We start from the raw sequence: 21,807 nt of genomic DNA on the forward strand, positions 1-21,807 counted from the left end.
TAGTAAAATTGTAGGAGGCAATAATAACCATAATTGAGGATACCAGCGTCATGACAGCAAAACTTACGCAATCGTATGCGATACTTGAATTCCTGAAAAATCTTCGTCCGGATTTCCATTTACCGGAAGGCGTGGCCATCATGAATCCCTTTACCGATAAGGATTCCAGGGCACTCGCCACTATATTCTACAATAAATTCTACAACGATCATCATCCCAGAAAATTTATTTTCGGTATCAATCCCGGCCGCTTCGGCGCCGGCGTTACCGGCGTTCCCTTCACGGATCCCATCCGCCTGCAGGAAGAATGCGGCATCCCCAACGATCTCCCCCAAAAAGCAGAGCTCAGCTCCATCTTCATATATGATGTGATCAAACGCTATGGCGGCCCGGCGGATTTCTATAAAGACTTCTTCATCACGGCCCTCTCCCCGCTCGGCTTCACAAAGAATGGTCTCAATCTCAATTACTACGACGACAAAGAGCTCCTGAAAGCCAGTGAGCCCTTTATCATCGATACCATTCTAAAAACAAAAAAAACGATACTAACGGACAGCAATAGCTGTTTCTGTCTCGGCGAAGGAACTAATTTCAAAATATTCCAGCAACTCAACAAAAAGCATCAGCTCTTCGATAAGATCATTCCTTTGCCGCATCCGAGATTCATCATGCAATACAAAAGAAAGCAGGTGGGTGAATTTGCAGATGAATATGTAAGGAGATTGAGAAGTATATGATTTATTGTTTTACAAAACTGAGCGTTTCCGAACTACCATCTTTTTTCACAATTTTCATTACATACGTTCCCGGTGGAAGCGTGCTGATATGATATTGGTTATTGAATGCAGCATTAAACAGTACCATTCTTTTTCCCTCCATACTCAAGATATCTACTGATGATACATCCTGGGGCTTAATATTCTTAAGCATGATGTTATGGTTTGCCGGGTTGGGATACAGCGATATTTTCACTGCCTGGCGCATATTTACAATGGCTATCTTGCTGTATTCAAAACCTCCATCAATATCTGTTTGTTTCAAACGATACAACAACCGGGTTGCCGGTACATTGCGATGTATAAAACTGTAATGATGTACACCACTGGTGTTTTTGGCAGGAATGCTGTGTATTCTTTCAAACGCTTCATTATCGGCCGATATTTCAATTTCAAACGTTGCTGTATTTACTTCATCGGTGGTTGTCCAGTTGAGCAGAACGTCCTTTCCGCTGCCTGCTGCCGTGAACGAAAGAAAATGCAGGGGAAGCGCCTGGCTTACCATGAACGGCGAATAATTGGTGATACTCCAGTCGTCCAAACTGCGGATGTAAAGAATATGCTGTCCTTCTGAAATAGATGCTGCAGGAATATCTATGCTGATATTGTTCAGATCCACTCCCGGTGTTATGGTAATTGGCGTACCATTGCCAAACCCAGGGTCCGTATCAATAAAATATTCCACGCGGGTTATATTGCCGGGAGCAGCCGGTGGTGCCGGATAAATCCAGTCATCATCAGATACAAACTGGCGCAAATTGGTGACGGCCCACCTACCTTCTGAATTGAGGGTACGCACATAAATATTATGTGCACCTGTTGCAAGACTGCTGGTATTGGCATTGAACGATATATTATTTAGATCTGTGCCCGGTGTTACAGGAATAGCCGTGGCATTTCCGATACCCGGATCTGTATCGATAAAATATTCCGCCGCTACTATATTCTGCGGTGCAGCCGGCGCTGTAGGGTATGCAGGATTGTAGTCTGCAACAAACTGGCGCATATTGGTAATAGACCATCTTCCTTCCGTACTTAGCGTGCGTAGGTAAATGGTATGCATACCTCCGCTGAGGCCACTGGTGTTGGCGTTGAATGAAATATTGCTGATATCTGCTCCCGGAGTAAGAGGGATAGTTGTTGCATTCCCAATTCCCGGATCTGTATCAATAAAATATTCTGCCGCAACAATATTTCCCGGAGTAGCCGGAGCTGTGGAGTATCCAGGATTGTAGTCTGCAACAAACTGCCGCACATGGGTAATGGCCCATCTGCCATCTGTATTGAGGGTGCGTACATACATGGTATGCGCGCCTTCGGAAAGGCTGCCGGTATTGGCATTGAAAGAAATATTGCTGATGTCCGTTCCGGGAGTAACAGGAATAGCTGTACCGTTGCCGACTCCGGGATCTGTATCAATAAAATATTCTGCCGCAACAATATTTCCCGGAGTAGCCGGAGCGGTGGGATAAGCCGGATCTGTTTGCGCCTGTACAACTGTGTTGTACGATAGCAACAACAGGAAGAACATTTTTTTCATAATCACTTTTGTTTGTGTTCATCCTAATTGTTATTCCTCGTACTCAATTGTACACTCATGGTAGCCTGTCCCTGCGGAATGCTGGTGGGCACAGTAAGGCTGTAAATAGTTGGTACTGCCGGTATGCCGGAAAGCCTGTAGGGATCGGGGCCGCCAAAGGCGCCGCAATCCGGTGTATACCCGCTGATAGTAACACCGGTGCCAATGGCAGGGCTGCCTGCGCGCAGCATAAAGCGATGATCTATACTGCCCACGGCGTTGACAAAGTCATCTATGAAAACACTATTGAAGTGTATGCCCAGTTGATTGCCCACGGCGGTGCCTGGCAGCGTTTGTACGGCGCTGGCGAAAATATTATTCTTTACCACGCTAACGGCAAACAGGTTTCCCATATCATTCAGAAAAGTAAAAATATTGTTGGCAACATAAAACCCGTATAGGATACCACCACGAAACCATCCGCAGGTATTGTTACGAAAGATATTGCCGCCGCTGCCAAATTCAGCAGAAGACAAATTGGCAAATATGTCCCCGTTGAAGATATTGTTTTCGATTACCAGGCCTGATACAGAGCCCGGACTGGCAGCAACTGCGTTGATAGAACAATTATGATTAAAAAAACATTTGCGAATAGTGATATTGCTATATACCACACCAGCATTGCTCATTATCACACCGCCGGAGAAGCGGCATTTTTCTATCCAGATATTGCCAGTACTGGCTCCTATATTAAAATTGCCGAAATAGATTCCCATAAAGCGGCTCCCTTCGGCGCCGGCAGCCAGTGTAATGTTGTCTATGTTGGCAGGCAGGGCAGTTGCCTGCAAGCCGGTATTGGCAGGCTCGAAGGCTATGCCGGATGCCAGAAAATAGCCGGGTCCTATCCATACCAATCGTTTGTTGCTGCTAAAGCCGCTGTAATTTGTGAGGCTTGGTTCTATATGAATAGTATCTCCATTAAGTACGGAGGCGCTGGCTACGGCATTGCCGGGTTGCGCAAAATCGCGCGCCACACCTGTATTATTGTTCACCCTCCATATTTTGGCGTGGACATTGCCGGTGGCGATAGTACACACCAAAAAAAGAATGAATGAGGCTAATTGGTTCATGGTAGTAAATTTTAGACCTCAAATATGCAATGGCTAAATGGCGCTGCCTATCCTGAAAAAAGGGGATTTTCCGCAGACCTGGAATCACGCAAAAAAGGGATAGAAAAACCCCGCGCCGGTCCGTTTCACAACCTGACCTGCCTATCACTTCACGGCCCCAAGTCCAAACTATCGGGAAAGTTTCACATTCCAACCCGGTCCGCTCTGCATACGATAATGTGCTGCAAAGTTGCCCATGTTGATGGCTACCGAGAATTGAAGGAGACTATTGAGATATGCCATAGGCTGACCTTCGGGAACATCGCCAAAGGTGTGGACGAATGGGATTCGCTGGTGGAAGACAGTGCTGTCATGGTGGAAGATGCGGACCAGCAGCGAGTCGCCGGGATGGATGGAGATGGCGTTGAGGAGACTGTCAGGGATATTCGTCCAGATATTGCCGTATTGCACGTCAAGGACGGGGATCATGCCGGAGAGCGTATCGGCATTTTTGATGGCTGGCTGAAATGGAATGCTTATAACGGAATCGGGCAACCGCTTTCCAACTTCGTCGAATCGGATGATGCCTGCTGCGAGACGCGCACCGGTGTAGGCGTACACATCGCGGCCATGGAATGTATAGGATTGACCGGATTGTTGACGGCGGTTAATGGCTTCGTCTATTTCACGGACTTCGCTGATGCCCAGGGATCTCGCAACAAGGGTGAGCGTGCCATTGTCGGGCGTTACGAAATAATGACCGCTCCGGGAACGCATCACCACTGATTTCCGGCTGGTGCCAACGCCGGGATCCACCACGGATACGAATACGGTGCCCGAAGGCCAGTAGTTCGCCGTTTGTTCGAGGCGGTAAGCCGCTTCCCAAATATTGTAGGCAGGGATCTCATGGGTGAGGTCGTACAGGCCGAGATCGGGCGATACACCGAGAGCCACTCCTTTCATGGCGCTGACCGCACCGTCTTTCAAACCGAAATCGGATTGGAATACAAGTGCCGGCCGCTTTTTTTGAGCGCAGGAACAAATAAGAACAACGATTACTCCGAGCAGGAAGGAATGATAGCTGGTCCGCATAGATCTGTTTGAGGCTTCAAATTAATCAAATAAGACCAGTTTCAGAACCGGGAGATACAACAGTATACCATCGAATTCATGCGGGAGTAATGAATAATCGCTGATATTTGTTTTTGTAATGCACAGTGCAGATCAACACAACCCGTGATGAAAAACCAACCTGGTCCCAGGTCCGAATTCCACAGAAATGACCATGCACTGCGGTTACCTGCGCGCGGGATGGAAAGGATTGATCGTTGCGGGCCTTTGTTTTATTGTTCCCGCTGTACTGATCACCGCTATTTTCGCTTATGCATACCAGCGATACGGTCAATTGCCGCAGGTGGAACCCTTCCTGTATGGTATCAAACCGGCCATCCTCGCTGTGGTGGTAGCCCTGATGATCTCGCTGGGGAAGAAATCTCTCAAAAACATGGAGCTTGGGATCATAGGATCGCTGGCAGCAATCCTTACACTGGCCGGCGCCAATGAGATCCTTGTACTTTACCTCTCAGGTATGGCAGGTATATTACTTCATCTCCTGAAAAAAAGAAAACAACAAATCCATAATTTCTTTCCGGTTGTATTGTTGCATGTGCAGGCAACTGCACATAACTGGCATTTGTTCTGGTCTTTCCTGAAGATCGGCTCCATCCTTTACGGTAGCGGATATGCGCTTTTTGCTTTTCTGGATGCCGAACTCGTTACACGCGGTCTGATCAGCAAACAGCAACTCACAGATGCGATTGCAGTTGGACAGTTCACCCCCGGTCCCGTTTTTTCATCGGCCACTTTTATCGGCTGGCAAATAAGCGGATGGAAAGGCGCAATAGCAGCAACTGCAGGCATCTTCCTCCCCTCCTTTATTTTTGTGGCTTTTCTCCATCCGTTGATCCCGGTCCTGAGAAGATCCGCCCTGATGTCTGCTTTCCTGGATACGGTGAATATCGTGTCTGTGGCCATCATCCTGGCCGTATGCGTTGAACTGGGGGAAAAGTTCAATAACGGAATGGAAAACGATCCTGATAGCCATTGCCGGTTTTGCCATCACCTGGCGTTTCAAGAAGCTCAATACAGCCTGGATCATACTGGGCGGGGCTGTCAGCGGTTATCTGCTGTACCGGGTCTGAGGCGGGAAGGTTATCTTCCTGTATAACTTTGGCCGCCGGCTTTCATCTTCCCATAATTTGTGTAATATTGCACCAGAAATCACAATTACAAATCGGGCGTACTTACCAACCACATCCCATATCCGCTCCCATATCCTCTCATCCAATAATTTATGATTTTGACCGTTATCCGGTAGCAAACCAGCGCAAAAACCAATAACGCCCCAAAGCACATGTCTTGAAACTGTTGAAATCATCCTTTTGGCTGCATTCCATCTTTTATACCCTGCTTCAGCGGTTTTCGCTGTTCTTTTTCGGTGCAGTAGCCTATATGGTGCTGGCCAGGGGACTTTCTGCCAACGGATCGATGGCCATCTGGGCATTGTACCTCACCATACTCTCGCTCTTCGAGACCGTTAAACAGGGGCTGCTGCGCAACCCTACCATCAAATTCCTGGGATTATCAGAATATGCCAACCGTAAAGCGGAAGTACAATCCTCTTCCATGGTGATCAATCTCCTCTTTTCAGCCCTCACCCTCATCGGACTGGTGGCCGGCAGCGGACTGATCAGCAACCTGCTCAAATCACCCGATCTCATTCCCCTGCTCCACTGGAGCGCGGCCTTTATCATATTGCTGGTGCCATTCAATCACTTCGAAATACTACTGCAGGCGCGTTATCATTTTCAGCAGATTTTCTGGGCATATTTCGTAAGACAGGGAAGTTTCTTCATCGGCATCCTCATTCTCTTCTTTTTTGCCAAAGAACATTTCACACTGATGAACCTGATGATCATGCAACTGGTATCGTTGCTGGCAGGCACCATCATGCTGTTCAATTCGGCAAAGCAGTTCATGATGAAAAAATTCCATTACGATAAAAGCATTATCGTAAGAATGTTCCACTTCGGGAAATACATTTTCGGCACCAATCTCTGCTCCAATGTTACCCGCAGCTTCGATCATTTCATCACGGCCAATACGCTGAGTCCGCTCAGCGGCAAACAATATGTGAGCTATTACAATACCGTGGCGCGTATCAACAATATGATCGATGTGCCTTCACTGGCCGCAGCTGATGTACTCTTTCCCAAGAACGTGGAAAGCCTGGAAGAACATGGCATCGGAAAAGTGAAATACTATTTCGAGAGAATGGTGGGCACCATCCTGGCTGTGATCATCCCTATCTGTATTTTCATTTTCCTGTTTCCGAAATTCATCATCTTCATCATTGCCGGCCCCAATTATTACGACGCCATTCCCATATTGCAGATCACAATTTTCATGAGCCTCGTAAAACCCATCGGCTACCAGTATGGATCAACGTTAGATGCCATCGGAAAACCTGTGGTGAACTTCTGGACAAGCGCCGTGATGATGGTGATAGCCCTGGTGACCACCTGGCTCTGCCTCCTGAAATGGGATGGCATCGGCGCCGCCTATGCCACCGTGCTCAACAGCATCATCGGCGGCAGTATCATGTACTTTGTATTGAAAAAACAAATTCAGCTCGAAGGCAGGAATATCATCCGCTACACTTTACAGAGCTATAAAGACATCTGGGCTTTCCGGAAAAAACTGATCAGACAACCAGTGGCATAAAGCCATTCAAATATTTATAACTTAGACGTATGAAGATCGCTTTTACAATCTGTTCCAACAACTACCTTTCCCTCGCCCGCGCGCTGGCCAAATCACTCGCCGCAACAGGCAACGATTATCATTTCATCATCGGACTGGTAGACAAAATGGATGACCGCCTGGCTGAATGGTACAAAGATGTTACCATCCTCCCCTGTGATCAGATCGGCATCCCGGACCTGGAAGAGATTGCCATCAAATACAGCATCGCGGAATTCAATACTGCACTCAAACCTTTCTATTTTCAGCATCTTTTCAAACAATACCCGGATGCGGAATACATCACATTCCTGGATCCGGACATGCTCATCTACCGCAAGCTCCAGGAACTGGAAGACGGCCACAAGGCTTATGAGATCCTGCTCACGCCACATATCCTCCATCCCATGGAACTGGATGGAAAACATCCAACGGAGATCTCTTATCTCTCCACCGGCACTTTCAATCTCGGCTTCCTCTCCCTGCGCCAGGGACCCAATACAACGGCATTCCTCGACTGGTGGGCGGAACGTTTGCGCCATTTCTGTTATTTCGATTTCCCCAGCGGATTGTTCGTAGACCAGAAATGGGTGAACCTGGTTCCCGTATTCTTTGAATCTGTTTTCGTGATCAAACATCCAGGCTATAATGTGGCTTACTGGAACCTCCAGGAAAGAACATTGAGCAAAAACAATAACAACTGGTTCATCAATCAGCAATACCCGCTCAGCATCTACCATTTCAGCAGTGTGGGCATCAAGCAGGGCCTGCTCTTCCATAAACAACAGAACAGGTATACCGATGCCGATCTTCCGCTGAACAAGGAGCTCTTCATGGCATACCGCCAGCTGGTACTGGATGAAGGTTATCTTCAAACCAATCCTTACAGCTGCTATTATGTGGAACTGCACAACAATCATGTAACACAGAAAATGAAAAGCAGCTTCAGCGGTCGTATGAAGCTCTGGCTCAAAGGTGTGATCCCAGCCAAACAACGCGCAAAACTTAAAAAGAAATTACTGGACTTCGCCAATAGTTAAAACTTTCCGTGGACCTGGAACAAAGCATACTGGCAGAACATTCCAAAGCCCAATGCATGCGCATTACCGCTTATATCGGCAATGACAGGGAACGCTTTGCCCGGCTCATGAAATTGTTCCTCAAAGGAGAATACCGCGTAACGCAAAGGGCTGCCTGGCCACTGAGCTGCTGCGTGGAGGCATACCCGGTACTGATAAAACCCTGGTATGCCCAACTCCTCCGTAAGCTTCAGGAGCCCGGCACGCATAATGCTGTTACGCGCAATATCGTTCGTACTTTGCAATACGTTACTATCCCCGAAAAATACCAGGGAACAGTGATGAACATATGTTTCGATTTCATTGCCGATCCCAATGCAGCGGCAGCGGTAAAAGCATTTTCACTCTCCATTCTTCAGAACCTCGTAAAGGATTACCCCGAGATCGCTCCGGAATTGATCACGATCATTGAAAACAGGTGGGATCAGGAAACCCCGGCCTTCCAATCGCGGGCCAGGAAGTTGCTGAAATCCCTAAAAAAATAAAAAAACAGTGATCCATGTCAATCCAGGGCTACTCTGTGTTGACCCCTCACATTTTTTTTATTATACTTGCGTAATTAACCCCTAAGCTCGCGGTCACCAGCCCTGACCCAAACACCTAAAAGACCATCTTATGAGATTTGTGCTTCCTATCTTGCTTCTTGCATTTGTCCCAAATGCAAAAGGTCAGACGAAGGTTCCTGAATTCGGGCAATTCCTGGCGGCTGAAAAAGCAATCACTGTTTGCGAATTCGATCCCGAAGCTGAAGCCGTGATCATTTTTGATAAAGCAGAATCCACTCACAACGAAGATCATAACCTGATCACCAAAAGAAGGATCAGGATGAAGATCCTGAAACCAAAAGGGATCCGGCACGCAGATGTGAGCATCTATTATTATTCCAAAGAAGCTTTTGAAAGTCTCTTCGATATCCGGGCAGTTGTGGTGAACGTAAATGCCAATGGCGGTGAAGAAAGAAAAGAACTGGCCAGCTCCGCGATATTCGATAGCAAAGTGAACGATAAATGGTCCGAAAAGAAATTCGCACTGCCCGGCGTTCGCGTGGGAAGTATCATCGAATACGAATACGGCAGGATCTCTAAAAATTATAATGGACTTCGCGACTGGTATTTCCAGACAGAATTACCCACCATGCTCAGCAGCTATGACCTGGTGATCCTTCCCAATTACGAGTTCGCTTATAAAGTGAGCAAGTCGCCTTCACTGCCCATCGTTGTCAAGAACGATAAAAGCAATGGTTCCACCTATTTTGAAATGAAGGATATCGCAGGGTTGCGGGATGAACCTTTCATGGATGCGAAAAATGATTACCTCCAGAAAGTGGAATTCCAGCTCTCGGGTTATGCCGGCAGTTTCGGTGGGCGTACCCGTTATATGACCACCTGGGCTGAATTGAGCAAAGAACTATTGAACAATCCAAGCTTTGGCGGACAACTCAACCGCAATGTGGGAGCAGATGATTTGCTGAACAAGGCCAAAACGTTTACAGATCCTTATGAAAAGATGTGCCTCATCTATCAATACGTTCATAAGAATATTTTCAGCAAAGGGGCCAGTACGCTTTATGTACAGGAAGGTGTGAAAGATGCCTGGAAGAATAAGGTGGGTAACAGCGCGGAAGTGAACCTCCTGCTCATCAACCTGCTGAAAGAAGCCGGCCTGGAAGTGTATCCCCTGCTGGTCAGCGAACGTGATCACGGCAAAGTAAGAGAAGGTTATCCATTCCTTGACCAGTTCAATAAAGTACTGGCCCGGGTGGTGATCAACGATAAAAAATATGTACTGGATGCAGCCGGCATCTATACTCCGCCGGATATGTATCCGCCGGATGTGGTGAATACAAAAGCCTATATCGTAGACAGGAAGAAAGGCGGCATTATAGATCTGGAAGAAACGCAAAAGAAAAACAGGAATAAGATCATATTGACCGCTTCCGTTTCTGAAGATGGAATGATCAATGGACAGGTTATAGCCAGGAGTTACGATTATGCGAGGCTTGCAAGAAAACAGGCACTGCAAAAAAGTAAAGACTTCCTGCTATCCGAATATTTCACCGATGAGCATCCCGGTATCAAAACAGACAGTTTCGAAGTCAGGAATACAGACAATGATTCCCTGGCGCTGGAACAGAGATTCAGTTACCAGCTCCCTATCAACGCCAGCGGCGAATACCGTTTGCTGAATCTCAACATGTTCTCCGGCCTGCATGCCAATCCTTTTATTTCAGATATCCGGTTCACAGATGTGAATTATGGGTACCTGCAGCATCAGGAGATATTGGAACTGGTGTCGCTGCCGGAAGGTTGGATACCTGAAAGCCTGCCAAAAGATACCAGGCTGATCACACCAGACAATAGCATCAGTTGCGCCAGATATATTACTTTTACGAATAACAAACTGAACGTATTGTTCAGGATAGAATTCAACAGAAGCGTATTCGATTCCGGCGAATACAGCACCCTGAAAGAATTCTTTAAGAAGATGACGAATATGCTGAATGAACAGGTCATCTTAAAAGAAAAAAACCAGTAATACCACTATGAAGAAAATGATTGCAGCAGCATTTCTATTTGTTGCCACTGCTACCGGAACATCCGCTCAAACACCCGCAGACCTGGTGCGTTATTCTGCGCTCACTATTCCTGATAGTCTCAAAAAAGGCGCAGACGCGGTTTTCCGTCTCGATGAAGAATCCATCGAGGTCTTTTCGCCTTCCCGTTACAATCTCACCAGCCACCAGATCATTACCCTGCTGAACAAGGATGCAGCAGGATTCCTGCATCAATCCTACTGGTTCGACAAGTTCAATAAGATCGACGATATCGAAGTAAAACTATTCAACTCGCTGGGCATGGAAATAAAGAAGTTCAAAAAGAAGGACTTCGAAACCAGTGCCTACAACGATTATATGAGCCTTCATACAGACGATAAAATGATGAGGCTCTATGTTCCTTCCGCTGATTATCCCTGTACTATCGAGGTTATCTATACGAAAAAGGTGACAGGCTATATAGGGCTACCTGCATCAGTGATACAGTCGCCCAACCGCTCAGTAGAAAATTATATTTACCAAATCAAGGTGCCGAAGGATCTCGACATACATTTCAAAACAGGCAATACCCAGCTTAAACCGGAAGTAACCAAAACTGCGGACGCCATCCTTTATCAATGGAAGGCGCAGAACCTTAAAGCCATTCGTTCAGAAAGAGGAAGCTGGAATTCCTATGTGAATTATCCCCATATCCAGATAGCCCCGGCGAAATTTGAGTATGATGGCACGAAAGGCAGCTCCAATACCTGGAAAGAGTTCGGGCAATGGGCATGGCCTTTATACGATGACCCCGCTCCTTTTACCGCAACACGCCTCAACGAGATCAAAAACCTGGTAGCTTCGGTTACTGATCCGCGTGAAAAGATCAAAATTCTTTACAGGCATTTGCAAAAGAACAACCGTTATGTGAGTATCCAGCTGGGTATCGGCGGCTTCAAGCCCTTTGCCGTATCCTTTGTGGACGACAAGAAGTATGGAGACTGCAAGGCCCTTACCAATTACATGCGCTACATGCTGAAAGCGGTGGACATCAATTCCTGGCCGGCCCTGATCAATGCCGAATACAATAATCCTCCGGTTGATCCAAACTTTACCGCCAACCGCTTCAATCACGTGATCCTCTGCGTACCCTTGCAGCAGGACACAGTCTGGCTCGAATGCACCAGCAATACACGGGATATGAATGACCTGGGCTCCTTCACTGAAAACCGTTACGCCCTGCTGCTCCTGCCGGAAGGTGGAAAATTGGTGGCCACTCCAAAAAGCAAAAGCAGCCAGAACAAACTCATCACCAGTTCTGAAATAAAAGTGAACAAGGAAGGTGAGGCAGAAATGACCGCCAATATCACCTGCTCCGGCAATTTCTATGAGCATTTCCATTATGCCCAGCAACTGGAAAGGGAAGAACTGAAAAGATTCCTGGTGCAGTATCTCGAATACAAATCGCCGGAAGATTTCAAATTCGAAGAACTGTCCGCAACAGGCAATAAGAATTTCAGGATCAATTTCACGTACGACCAGGTTTATGATTTCAAAGCCGGCAATAAGTTCTTCTTCCGCCCGCGCATGTACAATATCTGCGATGAAGACATCAAGCCGGACAGTAACCGCACCAAAGATTTCATCTTCGAGTTCCCCTACGAAAAAACCGATACCACTGTTTACCTGCTGCCGGACGGATTCACCGTTGAAGGATTGCCGCCCGTGAAAGAACTGGACACACAGTATGGTTACTATCGCAAAGAAGTGATCAGGAACGCCACTGGTAACGGCATCACCATCATCTCACAACTTAACCTGAAAAAACATATTATTCCTGCAAAGGAATACCGTGCACTGGCTGATTTCTTTCAGTCGGTAAACAAGACCGATGGCGCCAGACTGGTGATCATCGGTGAATAAGTGTACCAGCCCTGTACTCTTAAAACAAACAGAACCTCATGAAAAAGTTATTGCTTCTGGCTTTCGCCTGCTGGCCGGTATTGGTATTGCATGCGCAGAAAGACAAAGACCTCCCCGGTTTTGGAAAAATAGACAAAGCCGATCTGGAACTCAAAGCCTGCGAATTTGATAAAGATGCAGAAGCCATGATCATGCTGGAAACCGGCGAGATCGAATTCCAACGCGGCAGTCACTGGATCTTTGCCATGAAGATCGAGAAAAGGGTAAGGCTCAAGATCTTCAAAGACAAAGGCATCGACCGCGCCACCATCAAACTCCATTATTATTCGGACGACAACTATGAAAAACTGCTGGATGTGGATGCCGTCACTTACAACCTTGACCCAACCGGAAAGATCAGGGAAACAAAAGTGGACAAAAAATCAATGTACAGGGAAAAGGTAAACTCGAATGTTTCTGCACTCAAATTCACTTTCCCCGATGTAAAAGTGGGCGAGAGTATCCTCGAATACCGCTATACCATCATCCGCGAAAGCGTTACCAATATCGAGCCCTGGATCTTTCAGGACAGGATCCCCACAAAAGTGAGCGTCTACCGGGTTACTATACCCGAATATTTCAAATTCACCACTAATTCACATTTGAGCCATCCCGTTGAACAGAAAAGGGATGAGTTTCGCCAGAGCATCACATACGACAGGGAGAATATCCAGTATAATGCACATGAATATTTCTATAAAATGAAGAATGTGCCAGCCCTGAAAGATGAACCATATATGGGCGCAGTAAGGGATTATCTCCAGCGTGTGAACTTCCAGTTGTCTACCGTGCAGTTCCCCAACCAGCTTCCTCAAAACCTTACCAATACCTGGGCAGGCCTGACGAAGAACCTGATGGAACATCCATCATTTGGTCAGCAGATCAAAAAGAACCTGTTGAAAAATGACGCCATGAATGCCATCACAGCCAAAGCAAATACGCCTTTCGAGAAGATGAGCGCCATCTTCTATCATGTTCAAAAGAGCATGGCATGGGACGGACATAATGATTTCTATTGCACCAGCGTGAAAGAAAGCTATGCGAAGAAGGCGGGCTCTTCCGGAGATATCAATCTCATCCTGCTCAATCTCCTCCGAGATGCAGGCTTCGACGCCAAACCCGTACTGGCCAGCACCAGGGACCATGGACAGGTGAACGCCACCTACCCTTTCATGGAGCAGTTCAACAATGTGCTGGTACTGGTTTTCATCGGAGATAACAACTATGTGCTGGACGCCTCGGATAAAGCCAATACCCCCTATCTCATCCCCGAAGATGTGCTGGGAACGGAAGCCTATATGCTGGATGGCGAAAGCGGACAATTCATTCAGCTCTGGACAAGCAGGAACACTTTACGGCACTTCATTACCGTGAATGGCAAGATCGATGAAGAAGGTCTGCTCACCGGCGATTGCCAGGTTAGTTCTTTCGATTACGGACGCGTATCCAGGATGAGGACCTACAGGGAAGGAAAGGAAAAATTCACTGCAAAATTCTTCAGCGATGACCAGGTGAAAGTAACAGACCTCATTGTAGAGAACGATAAAGAGTCGGAAGATTCGCTGCCGCTGAACCAGCGCCTGAAGTTCTCATTGCCGGTAAATTCTTCCGGCGAATACAGGTTCTTCTCGCCCAATCTGTTCGCCGGGCTCAGCAAGAATCCATTCACGGCGGATACGCGCCAGACGAATATCGATTTCGGTTATAATCAGCATTATATTTTCACAGGGAATATAAGTATTCCGGAAGGCTACGAATTTGAAACGCCTCCTAAGAATATCGGTATGATCATGCCTGATACCAGCATCGTTTTCCGACGCTTCATAGAAGTGAAAGGAAATACCGCAGGATACAGGATCATACTCGAATTCAAGCGCCCTTACTATGACGTGCAGGAGTATCCGGAATTCAAAGAATTCTACAAGCTCCTCTTCGATAAACTGAGCGAGCAATTCGTATTCAAAAAGAAAGCATGATCAGCTGGTCAGGATTTGGCAACAGCCTCCTGACCATATACCTGGTCTTTGTATTTTAGAGATGGAGATGGAATGAATTTGCCGATGCCAAGTTCATTCCATTTTTTGTCTACAGCCGCGATGGTCTCGTCTGCCGCTACGATGATATTTGGCCAGTCGCGGTGGAAATCATCCAGCTCAGCGGTTTTCAGTGTACCGTCGAGGCCCATGCAGGCCCAGGTTGTACCGGGTTCTGCAATTGCCGGCTGTTCCGCGAGTACATGATCTCTTTTGGGATCGAGATTATTGCAGAATCGCCAGAGCGCTACAGGCAGATCATTCGCATCCACAGTATGTTCCACGTAGAGGATCATTTTGATATCCTGCAGGGATTTGTTGGCGCAGAGCTGTTGGTGCAGTTCCTTCACATGGCCCTTCCTGTTCTTCTTCACACTAACTATCAGGCAGGGAATATCGATCTTCAGCAGGCTGGTGTTCATGCCGGCGATCTCCGGGAATGAAGTTCTTATCTTATCAACGTCAACGTATATACGTTCAGTGGTGTAGGTATATTTCGTATCGATCTCTTCCTCGTATTTGTAAGTACCATCGATGCACATCTTGCCACCGAAGCCGAGTTTGCTGCAGCTATGATCCAGCACATCCATCGGTCCCTGCGTAAAGCTCAGGTCTGTGGCAGGGTTCAGCCTCAGGAATACATCCTGCGCAAGTTTCTTGTAATCGGTGATGGGAAAATCATTATTGGAAGTGAGCACCAGGATCTTGTTGAACATCATTTGTCCTGCCCCCCACATGGCATTCATCACTTTCTGTCCCTGTCCGGGATAATCCTTCTGGATCTTCGTGATCACCAGGTTATGGAAAACGCCTTCCACAGGCATGTCCATATCCACGATCTCAGGCACCATGGTCATTTTGATGGGTGCCAGGAAAATGCGTTCTGTCGCTTTTCCGAGCCATGCATCTTCCTGTGGCGGAATACCCACGATGGTAGCGGGATACACAGGGTTCTTCTTATGCGTGATGGCCGTGATATGGAATTTCGGATACCAGTCGGGCAGCGAATAATAACCGGTATGATCGCCGAAAGGTCCTTCCCAGATCAGTTCATCATTGGGATCAACATATCCTTCAATGATGAAGTCTGCATCAGCAGGCACTTCAATTTCCGGTTGGGTGATGCATTTCACCAGTTCCACTTTTTTCTTGCGAAGGAAACCGGCGAGCATGTATTCATCAACGTTATCAGGCAAAGGGGCAGTGGCAGAGTATGCATATGCGGGATCACCACCCAGCGCTACTGCCACAGGCATTTTCTTATTGAGCTTCTTGTATTCGTTGAAATGTCTTGCACTCACTTTATGGCGATGCCAGTGCATGCCGGTGAGCGTGGGTCCGAATACCTGCATGCGGTACATGCCTACATTGCGGATATTGGTATTGGGATCCCTGGTATGGATCACAGGAAGAGTTACAAATGGGCCGCCATCATTGGGCCAGCAGGTGATAACCGGTAGTTTGGAAATATCAGGCGTAGCCATCACCACTTCCTGGCAGGCGCCCCTGCCCTTTTTCACTTTGGGCATCCAGCTGGCAAATTCACTGAGTTTGGGAAGAAGACGGAGCTTGTCAAGCAGGCTTTCTTTAGGTCCTGTGAGGAGTTTGAAAAGATGTTCAATGTCTGCGGCGATATCGTCCAGCTTCTCCACTCCCAGCGCCAGGCACATGCGGCGTTCGCTTCCATAGGCATTCATCAGCACGGGAAAATCGTAGCCGGTATTTTCAAACAGAAGGGCCTTGCCGCCACCGGGCTCTTTGCTGATCCTGTCTGTGATCTCTGCTATCTCCAGTTTGGGGTCCACATAGGTTTTGATGCGGATCAGTTCCCCTGCCTTTTCCAGTTCGCTGATGAATTGCTGCTGATTGCTGAATGCCATGGTTCCAGATTATGGCCCGCAAGTTACTACAACTCTTCGATCCTGATGAGGCCGTTTTTCAGGGCGAATTTTATCACTCCCACCAGGTTGCGGGCCCCGATCCGTTTATTGATATTACTCCGGTACTGCTCCACGGTGCGCTCGGAGAGATAGACCTGGTCACTGATCTCCCTGGCCGTTTTCTGGTAGCAGATCAGCCGGATGATCTCCACTTCCTTGCTGGTGAACTCCATATCCTGGATCAGGTGCCGCGTATTATCGTCCTGGAAAGAGATCCGGTTGATGATATGGTTGCGGGCTTCGCGGCAATAATAATCCCTGCCCAGCATGATGGTTTCGATGGCTTTGAGGAATTCGCCTTCATCCTCGTTTTTGAGCACATAGCCATTTACGCCCACGGAGAACATCTTGTTCACTGCATTCTCGTCGAAGTTGAAACTATAGGCCAGTATACGGCTTTGCGGGCATTTGTATCTGACCTCTTTCACTACCATATTCCCTTCGATGTCCGGCAGGCGGAAATCCACGATCACCAGTTGTGGCTGGTGCTTCACTGCCTGTTCAACACCCGACTCGCCGGAATACGCTTCGTGGAATTGTTCGAAGAGATGTTCGATGGTTACCCTGATGCCGTTGATGATCATTTTGTGATCATCTATCACCAGTACTGATTGATAAGGTGGTTTCATGAAAATGGGATATTTATTTCGATAGTATAACCTTCCGGATAATTGTTGCGCAGGCTCAGTTCGCCTCTAAGCTTGTCTACCCGCTCCCGGATATTGGCCAGGCCGATACCGTTCTTTTGCTCATAGGCCGGCTCGAAGCCCTGTCCGTTATCCGTATACACGATCCTGATCCTGCGAGACAGCACCTGCAGCATGGCGTCAATACGGCTCCATTCTGCATGTTTCAATGTATTGTTCACCAGCTCCGAAAGAATATTGCGCAGGTGCTGGTATTGAAAATAATTCAGGGGTTTATCTTTCTTATTGAAATAGAACTGGTAACTGATACCAGTAAGCGCTTGCGTTTTTTCAAGCAGTCCGCGTACATCTTCATACAATTGCGTGGTGGATAGCTCCAGATCTGATTTGAGGTCGTGCGATAAGCCCCGCACAGTTTCCATTACTGTGCCGATTGCCCCTTCCATCTGCACCAGGTGCGGCGAAGCGGCCGCCACGCTTTCTTTTTCCTTTCTCGCCAGCAGTTTGATGTAGAGAAGCTGAGGTCCGATCTCATCATGGATATTGCGTGCCATCCGCAGTTTGGCATTCAGGAATTTGTTTCGTTGCCTTTGCCTGAGCCAGAAGAACAGCACTGTAAATAGAACCAGCTTGGAAATGATCAGCAGGATGAGATAGATATTCTTCTGTTCCGCTTTATCTCGGGCATCCTCCGCCTCGTTCAGTAAAGCGCGGCTGTATTCCATTTGCGTTTGTGCGTACACGTTGTTATCCCTGTCTGTGAGGGTTGCCTTGAGTACACTGTCTTTCAGAGACAGGGCCAGGCGGTTGTGCGCATAGGCTTCTGCGAGTTTTCCTTTGCTCCGCAGCAGCAGGGCCATCTGTTCGTGATAGAACTGTTGCTTGCGTGCGCGGATGATGGGCAGGTCCATCTGATCCAGCAGGGCCAGGTATTTTGAAGCGCTGTCTGTTCTTCCTGCTTCCATGAAATATTCGATCGCCGATTTGTAAGCATCATACTCGAAGAATGGCTTCATGGCTTTACTCATGGTGATGGAGGAACGTATCCAGTAAAGGGTCTTATTGAAGGCCGAGTCTGCCAGCCGTGAATCTTTCTGTCCATAGCGTGCTTTGGCAAAAGCCGCTTCAGTAGCGGAGATCCGTATCTTACTGAGGAAGGGCTCATATTTCTCAGGTGCACTGTTCACTGCTTCCATTACACGATGGAGCAGCGCTTCGGCTTCCGATGCCTGCGTGTATTTTTTTCGTTCATAAAAAAGACTGGTCATGGCGCCGAGAATGCCGCAGACATTCTCGATCATGATCCCTTTGGACTTTCCCAGGATAGCGGAGTCGGCCTGGGCTTTGAGCAGCGGGGCAATGGAATCAAAACGCTGGTAGCATTTTTCATAATCTTCGTTATCGATAAATATGGTGATGATGGCGCGGTTGGCGGCCAGTTCGCGCGGAGTGTTGTGCTGGGCTTTGGCCTCTTCGGCCATCTTGCCGAACCAGAAAATACTCTGCCCGGTACTATTGTTGTTAACACTATGAATTCCCCGGTATTGAAAATAGATGATCCGTCTTTCCCTGAATGCTGTGTCTTTGAAAACGATATGCCGGTATTGTTCCAGCAGTTGTGGAAAATCAGTTCTGTCGAAGCAATGGAAAACAGTTGAATCCATTTTTTTGATGTAGCTGGAATCCGGAAGTTTTTGTTGCTGGTTTTGAAGCAGTATACGGCGGAAGAATATTTGAAGACTGTCCTTATCGCTGGCGGAAGCTGAACCATGCAGGCAAAGCAATGCAGTTAGAAAAAGAGTCACAGGGAGCCATGATCTCATAGGTTCCTAATTGGTAAGTATGGTAAAAAAGGTTTAATGCCTATTACCAGAGCCTGGACCAGTACAGTAAGATGATGCGTATGGCAATTTAAGGAATTTGGGCCATACCTGAACATGTTCAATAATTAAGTTGAACCGGTAGCAACATGTGTTATCGATTTTACCCGGATACAATGAAATGACACAATTGACGACATATTATTTTTCTGATTACCAAAGTAATAGTAATTTCAATTCGGTATCCGTTTTTACATGGACCGTTTATTTTCAATGCATCATTTCCATTTCGAACCTTCTCCTTCTCATTGTCCCATTATTTAATTACTGATCCTTTTTTATCATCCACAGTTGATTGATCGCCATAAATGATCCGTACCCTATTTTAAAATTTCCGGGATCAACTAACCATTAATGTATGTTAACCATGATCAAAATCATGATTGCGGATGATCATGACCTTTATCGCGAAGTGCTGAGAGATTTCTTGAATCGAAACGGCTTTTCTGTGATCAACACTATCAGGATGGAAGACGGCTTTGAATCGGCTTTGAGTCATTCCGGCATTCCGGATATAGCCATCATCGCTTTTAAAAGCAGCCGCAACAGCAGCATGACTGTTCTCCGCTGGCTTCGTAACAATTTCCCTGCTGTAAAAATACTGGTGACCACTTTATTTGGCGAACGGGTTCCTTCCGATGAACTGAAGGAACTGGGCGTTGAAGGTATAATAGTAAAATCGCATGCAGATACCCGTGAGATCATCACAGCACTGCATGCGATACAAGATGGTTCAACGTATTATTGAGTTCAGTATTTCTTACTGGCGAACCCTGGGGCAACCAATTTGTGATCTTCTTCCATTCCAGCCGGAATAGGAATCGCCACCACCTTTGCCGCCCAGTCCGATAGAAAGGGTGATACCTGTGATATAATACCAGTCCTTTGCTTTTTCTCCTCCGCGAATGGTATTGAGTGCAGGATAATTGGGATTACCGCCTTTCACCTCTCCTCCCCTGTAAGACATTTCCACGGCTTTCAATCCTCGCTGTGAGGCCAGGATCAAAGGGTCCACATAACGTGTGCTCAGATCATCCAGATAATCCGTGAACAGTTTCCTGATACCCACTTCAAAACCCAGGGTTGCATTTTCAGACACGCGGAACTTCACACCACCACCGAAGGGAATTGCGAATTGAGTGAGCATGTATTCCTTTCGGTTGGGATATTGAGGAAGTCCCTGCCCTTCCGTGCTCAGGGGTTTCAGGAAGATCTTATTACCGAGCGTATCGTAGGTGTATGGATCGAAATGATAGATGGCTGCTCCCGCGAAAACATAGGGGGATATCCGTCTGTCTGACAGGTCGAACAGCGTGTATTGCAACAGCAGACTGCCTTCCATCAGCTTTGTATGGAAGTTGAGATTACGGGCGCGGAGCTGTCCTGTATTCTGTTTGTCGTCTGCTTCGAGACTGCCGTAATGAAAACCGATCCTGGCGGCAATATGAGGAGTAATATCATATTGCAGACCTGCGCCAACAGCGAGGTTGGCCTGGTTGAGCGTAAAATACTTTGTTTGAAGATCGCCCTGGTAATTGGAAAATCCGCCCAGGAGCGTAAGATGAAGTCTTTGCTGGGAGTAACCTGACAACGGTAAGAGTAAGCACCATAGCAATAGCTTGCGCATACAGAGATTTTTTGGTTTCAGTAAAGTGTAAGGCAGTTTTCCGATAAGGGATTGGACAGTTACGGTCAAAGGAGATTGGGGGAGTTCCGTTTCCGGATCCGGGCATATTACGCAATATTCGCGCCAATAATACCTGATTTTGCGGGGAATTGGCGGCAAGATACAACGCAGGTTCCAATGTTCATAGCGCCTGATCTCTGTTACTCATAACAGATTATCAACAGATACGTGGAAAGCAGCAAAAATAGTTGGGAGATAAAAAATAAACCGGTGGAGGAAAGAAGCAGAGCCTTAACCAAATGTTTTGCAGGGACCGGAAACCAGCATTACTGCGATCCATAAATCTACTGGATTTATAGGGAATCAACGAAAGAAAAACCCGTAAATATGCGGCTTTACGTTTAAGCATATACGAATAGCTACGTGTTACCACTTACATAAAATCTCCTCCTACACCACTGAGTGTCAATGGTATTTTTTACGAAAGTTTTTATCCCGAATTCATAAAGGCATTAGAAACTACAGAGGTAAATTTGAAATGAAGCGAATTTGAAAAGTGAGATGGAAACAACATTGTCATTTATGTCGATCACACTATAAGGCCCTTGAGAAGTAGCTGTAATAACCGGGTAGCTGGTAGTGCGTAACTATGCAACACGGGTGGATTCTTTGATTATGTTCAGGATGCAGAGGGTCAGCATAATCAAAAGTCTTTCCGGTGTTCATGGGCTATACATTGGAATGCCCTGTCGCTCCGGCAAACCAAATATGGGTGGATAAAATTGCCCTGCGCTACCGGCACCCGCGTTATATACAGACCGTTCCCGCCCCTTCCGCCTCCGGAACCAATATGCAATTAATTCAATGCTTAGCCCCTTCCTGGTTTTCACTCCGTGTACCG

The 21,807-nt window shown here is 47.1% G+C and carries 16 protein-coding genes; 9 read left to right on the forward strand and 7 right to left on the reverse strand.

Annotated features, from left to right (window positions below; genetic code table 11):
- The first annotated feature begins 50 nt into the window (after positions 1-50).
- Complete coding sequence (locus FSB84_RS25500; RefSeq protein WP_130540664.1) at positions 51-737, forward strand: uracil-DNA glycosylase family protein; 687 nt, start codon at positions 51-53, stop codon at positions 735-737.
- A gap of 1 nt (position 738) precedes the next feature.
- On the opposite strand, the gene FSB84_RS25505 is transcribed toward FSB84_RS25500, so the two are convergent.
- From FSB84_RS25505 to FSB84_RS25515, 3 genes are all read right to left on the reverse strand, one after another.
- On the reverse strand, positions 739-2,316 hold the full coding sequence (locus tag FSB84_RS25505) for a T9SS type A sorting domain-containing protein (protein WP_130540665.1): 1,578 nt from the start codon (positions 2,314-2,316) through the stop codon (positions 739-741).
- Between the two features lie 23 nt (positions 2,317-2,339).
- On the reverse strand, positions 2,340-3,425 hold the full coding sequence (locus tag FSB84_RS25510) for a hypothetical protein (RefSeq protein ID WP_130540666.1): 1,086 nt from the start codon (positions 3,423-3,425) through the stop codon (positions 2,340-2,342).
- A gap of 168 nt (positions 3,426-3,593) precedes the next feature.
- Positions 3,594-4,496 (reverse strand): SAM hydrolase/SAM-dependent halogenase family protein, encoded by a 903-nt coding sequence (locus FSB84_RS25515; protein ID WP_130540667.1) that lies wholly within the window; start codon positions 4,494-4,496, stop codon positions 3,594-3,596.
- A 160-nt stretch (positions 4,497-4,656) separates the two neighbouring features.
- On the opposite strand from FSB84_RS25515, the gene chrA reads away from it, so the two are divergent.
- The 7 genes from chrA (at position 4,657) to FSB84_RS25550 (ending at position 14,755) form a co-directional block, all read left to right on the forward strand.
- On the forward strand, positions 4,657-5,631 hold the full coding sequence (chrA, locus tag FSB84_RS25520; protein WP_225980120.1) for a chromate efflux transporter: 975 nt from the start codon (positions 4,657-4,659) through the stop codon (positions 5,629-5,631).
- A gap of 191 nt (positions 5,632-5,822) precedes the next feature.
- Positions 5,823-7,187 carry an oligosaccharide flippase family protein gene (locus FSB84_RS25525; protein ID WP_130540669.1) on the forward strand — a complete coding sequence of 455 codons (1,365 nt, stop codon included), beginning with the start codon at positions 5,823-5,825 and terminating at the stop codon, positions 7,185-7,187.
- 29 nt (positions 7,188-7,216) lie between these two features.
- Positions 7,217-8,245, forward strand: a complete 1,029-nt coding sequence (locus FSB84_RS25530) for a glycosyltransferase family protein (RefSeq protein ID WP_130540670.1) — start codon at positions 7,217-7,219, stop codon at positions 8,243-8,245.
- Between the two features lie 8 nt (positions 8,246-8,253).
- Entirely contained in the window at positions 8,254-8,769 is a 516-nt protein-coding gene (locus FSB84_RS25535) for a hypothetical protein (RefSeq protein WP_130540671.1), read from the forward strand.
- A gap of 130 nt (positions 8,770-8,899) precedes the next feature.
- Positions 8,900-10,819 (forward strand): DUF3857 domain-containing protein, encoded by a 1,920-nt coding sequence (locus tag FSB84_RS25540; RefSeq protein WP_130540672.1) that lies wholly within the window; start codon positions 8,900-8,902, stop codon positions 10,817-10,819.
- Between the two features lie 7 nt (positions 10,820-10,826).
- Positions 10,827-12,740 (forward strand): DUF3857 domain-containing protein, encoded by a 1,914-nt coding sequence (locus FSB84_RS25545; RefSeq protein WP_130540673.1) that lies wholly within the window; start codon positions 10,827-10,829, stop codon positions 12,738-12,740.
- Positions 12,741-12,778: 38 nt separating this feature from the next.
- Complete coding sequence (locus tag FSB84_RS25550) at positions 12,779-14,755, forward strand: DUF3857 domain-containing protein (protein WP_130540674.1); 1,977 nt, start codon at positions 12,779-12,781, stop codon at positions 14,753-14,755.
- Positions 14,756-14,763: 8 nt separating this feature from the next.
- Here FSB84_RS25550 and FSB84_RS25555 read toward each other — a convergent pair whose 3' ends face one another.
- The 3 genes from FSB84_RS25555 to FSB84_RS25565 are packed head-to-tail and all read right to left on the reverse strand — an operon-like array spanning position 14,764 to position 19,222.
- A complete protein-coding gene (locus tag FSB84_RS25555; protein WP_130540675.1) occupies positions 14,764-16,692 on the reverse strand; it encodes a menaquinone biosynthesis decarboxylase in 1,929 nt (642 codons plus the stop codon).
- A gap of 26 nt (positions 16,693-16,718) precedes the next feature.
- Complete coding sequence (locus FSB84_RS25560) at positions 16,719-17,381, reverse strand: response regulator (protein ID WP_130540676.1); 663 nt, start codon at positions 17,379-17,381, stop codon at positions 16,719-16,721.
- A complete protein-coding gene (locus tag FSB84_RS25565) occupies positions 17,378-19,222 on the reverse strand; it encodes a sensor histidine kinase (protein ID WP_130540677.1) in 1,845 nt (614 codons plus the stop codon). The genes FSB84_RS25560 and FSB84_RS25565 overlap by 4 nt, the downstream gene beginning before the upstream one ends.
- 415 nt (positions 19,223-19,637) lie before the next feature.
- Here FSB84_RS25565 and FSB84_RS25570 point away from each other — a divergent pair, with 415 nt between their 5' ends.
- Positions 19,638-20,027, forward strand: coding sequence for a response regulator (locus FSB84_RS25570; RefSeq protein ID WP_130540678.1), 390 nt, complete (start codon positions 19,638-19,640; stop codon positions 20,025-20,027).
- Positions 20,028-20,039: 12 nt separating this feature from the next.
- On the opposite strand, the gene FSB84_RS25575 is transcribed toward FSB84_RS25570, so the two are convergent.
- Positions 20,040-20,906 carry a DUF6089 family protein gene (locus FSB84_RS25575; protein ID WP_130540679.1) on the reverse strand — a complete coding sequence of 289 codons (867 nt, stop codon included), beginning with the start codon at positions 20,904-20,906 and terminating at the stop codon, positions 20,040-20,042.
- Between the last annotated feature and the right edge of the window lie 901 nt (positions 20,907-21,807).

It is taken from the genome of Pseudobacter ginsenosidimutans, from assembly GCF_007970185.1.
GTDB classification, from domain to species: Bacteria; Bacteroidota; Bacteroidia; order Chitinophagales; family Chitinophagaceae; genus Pseudobacter; species Pseudobacter ginsenosidimutans.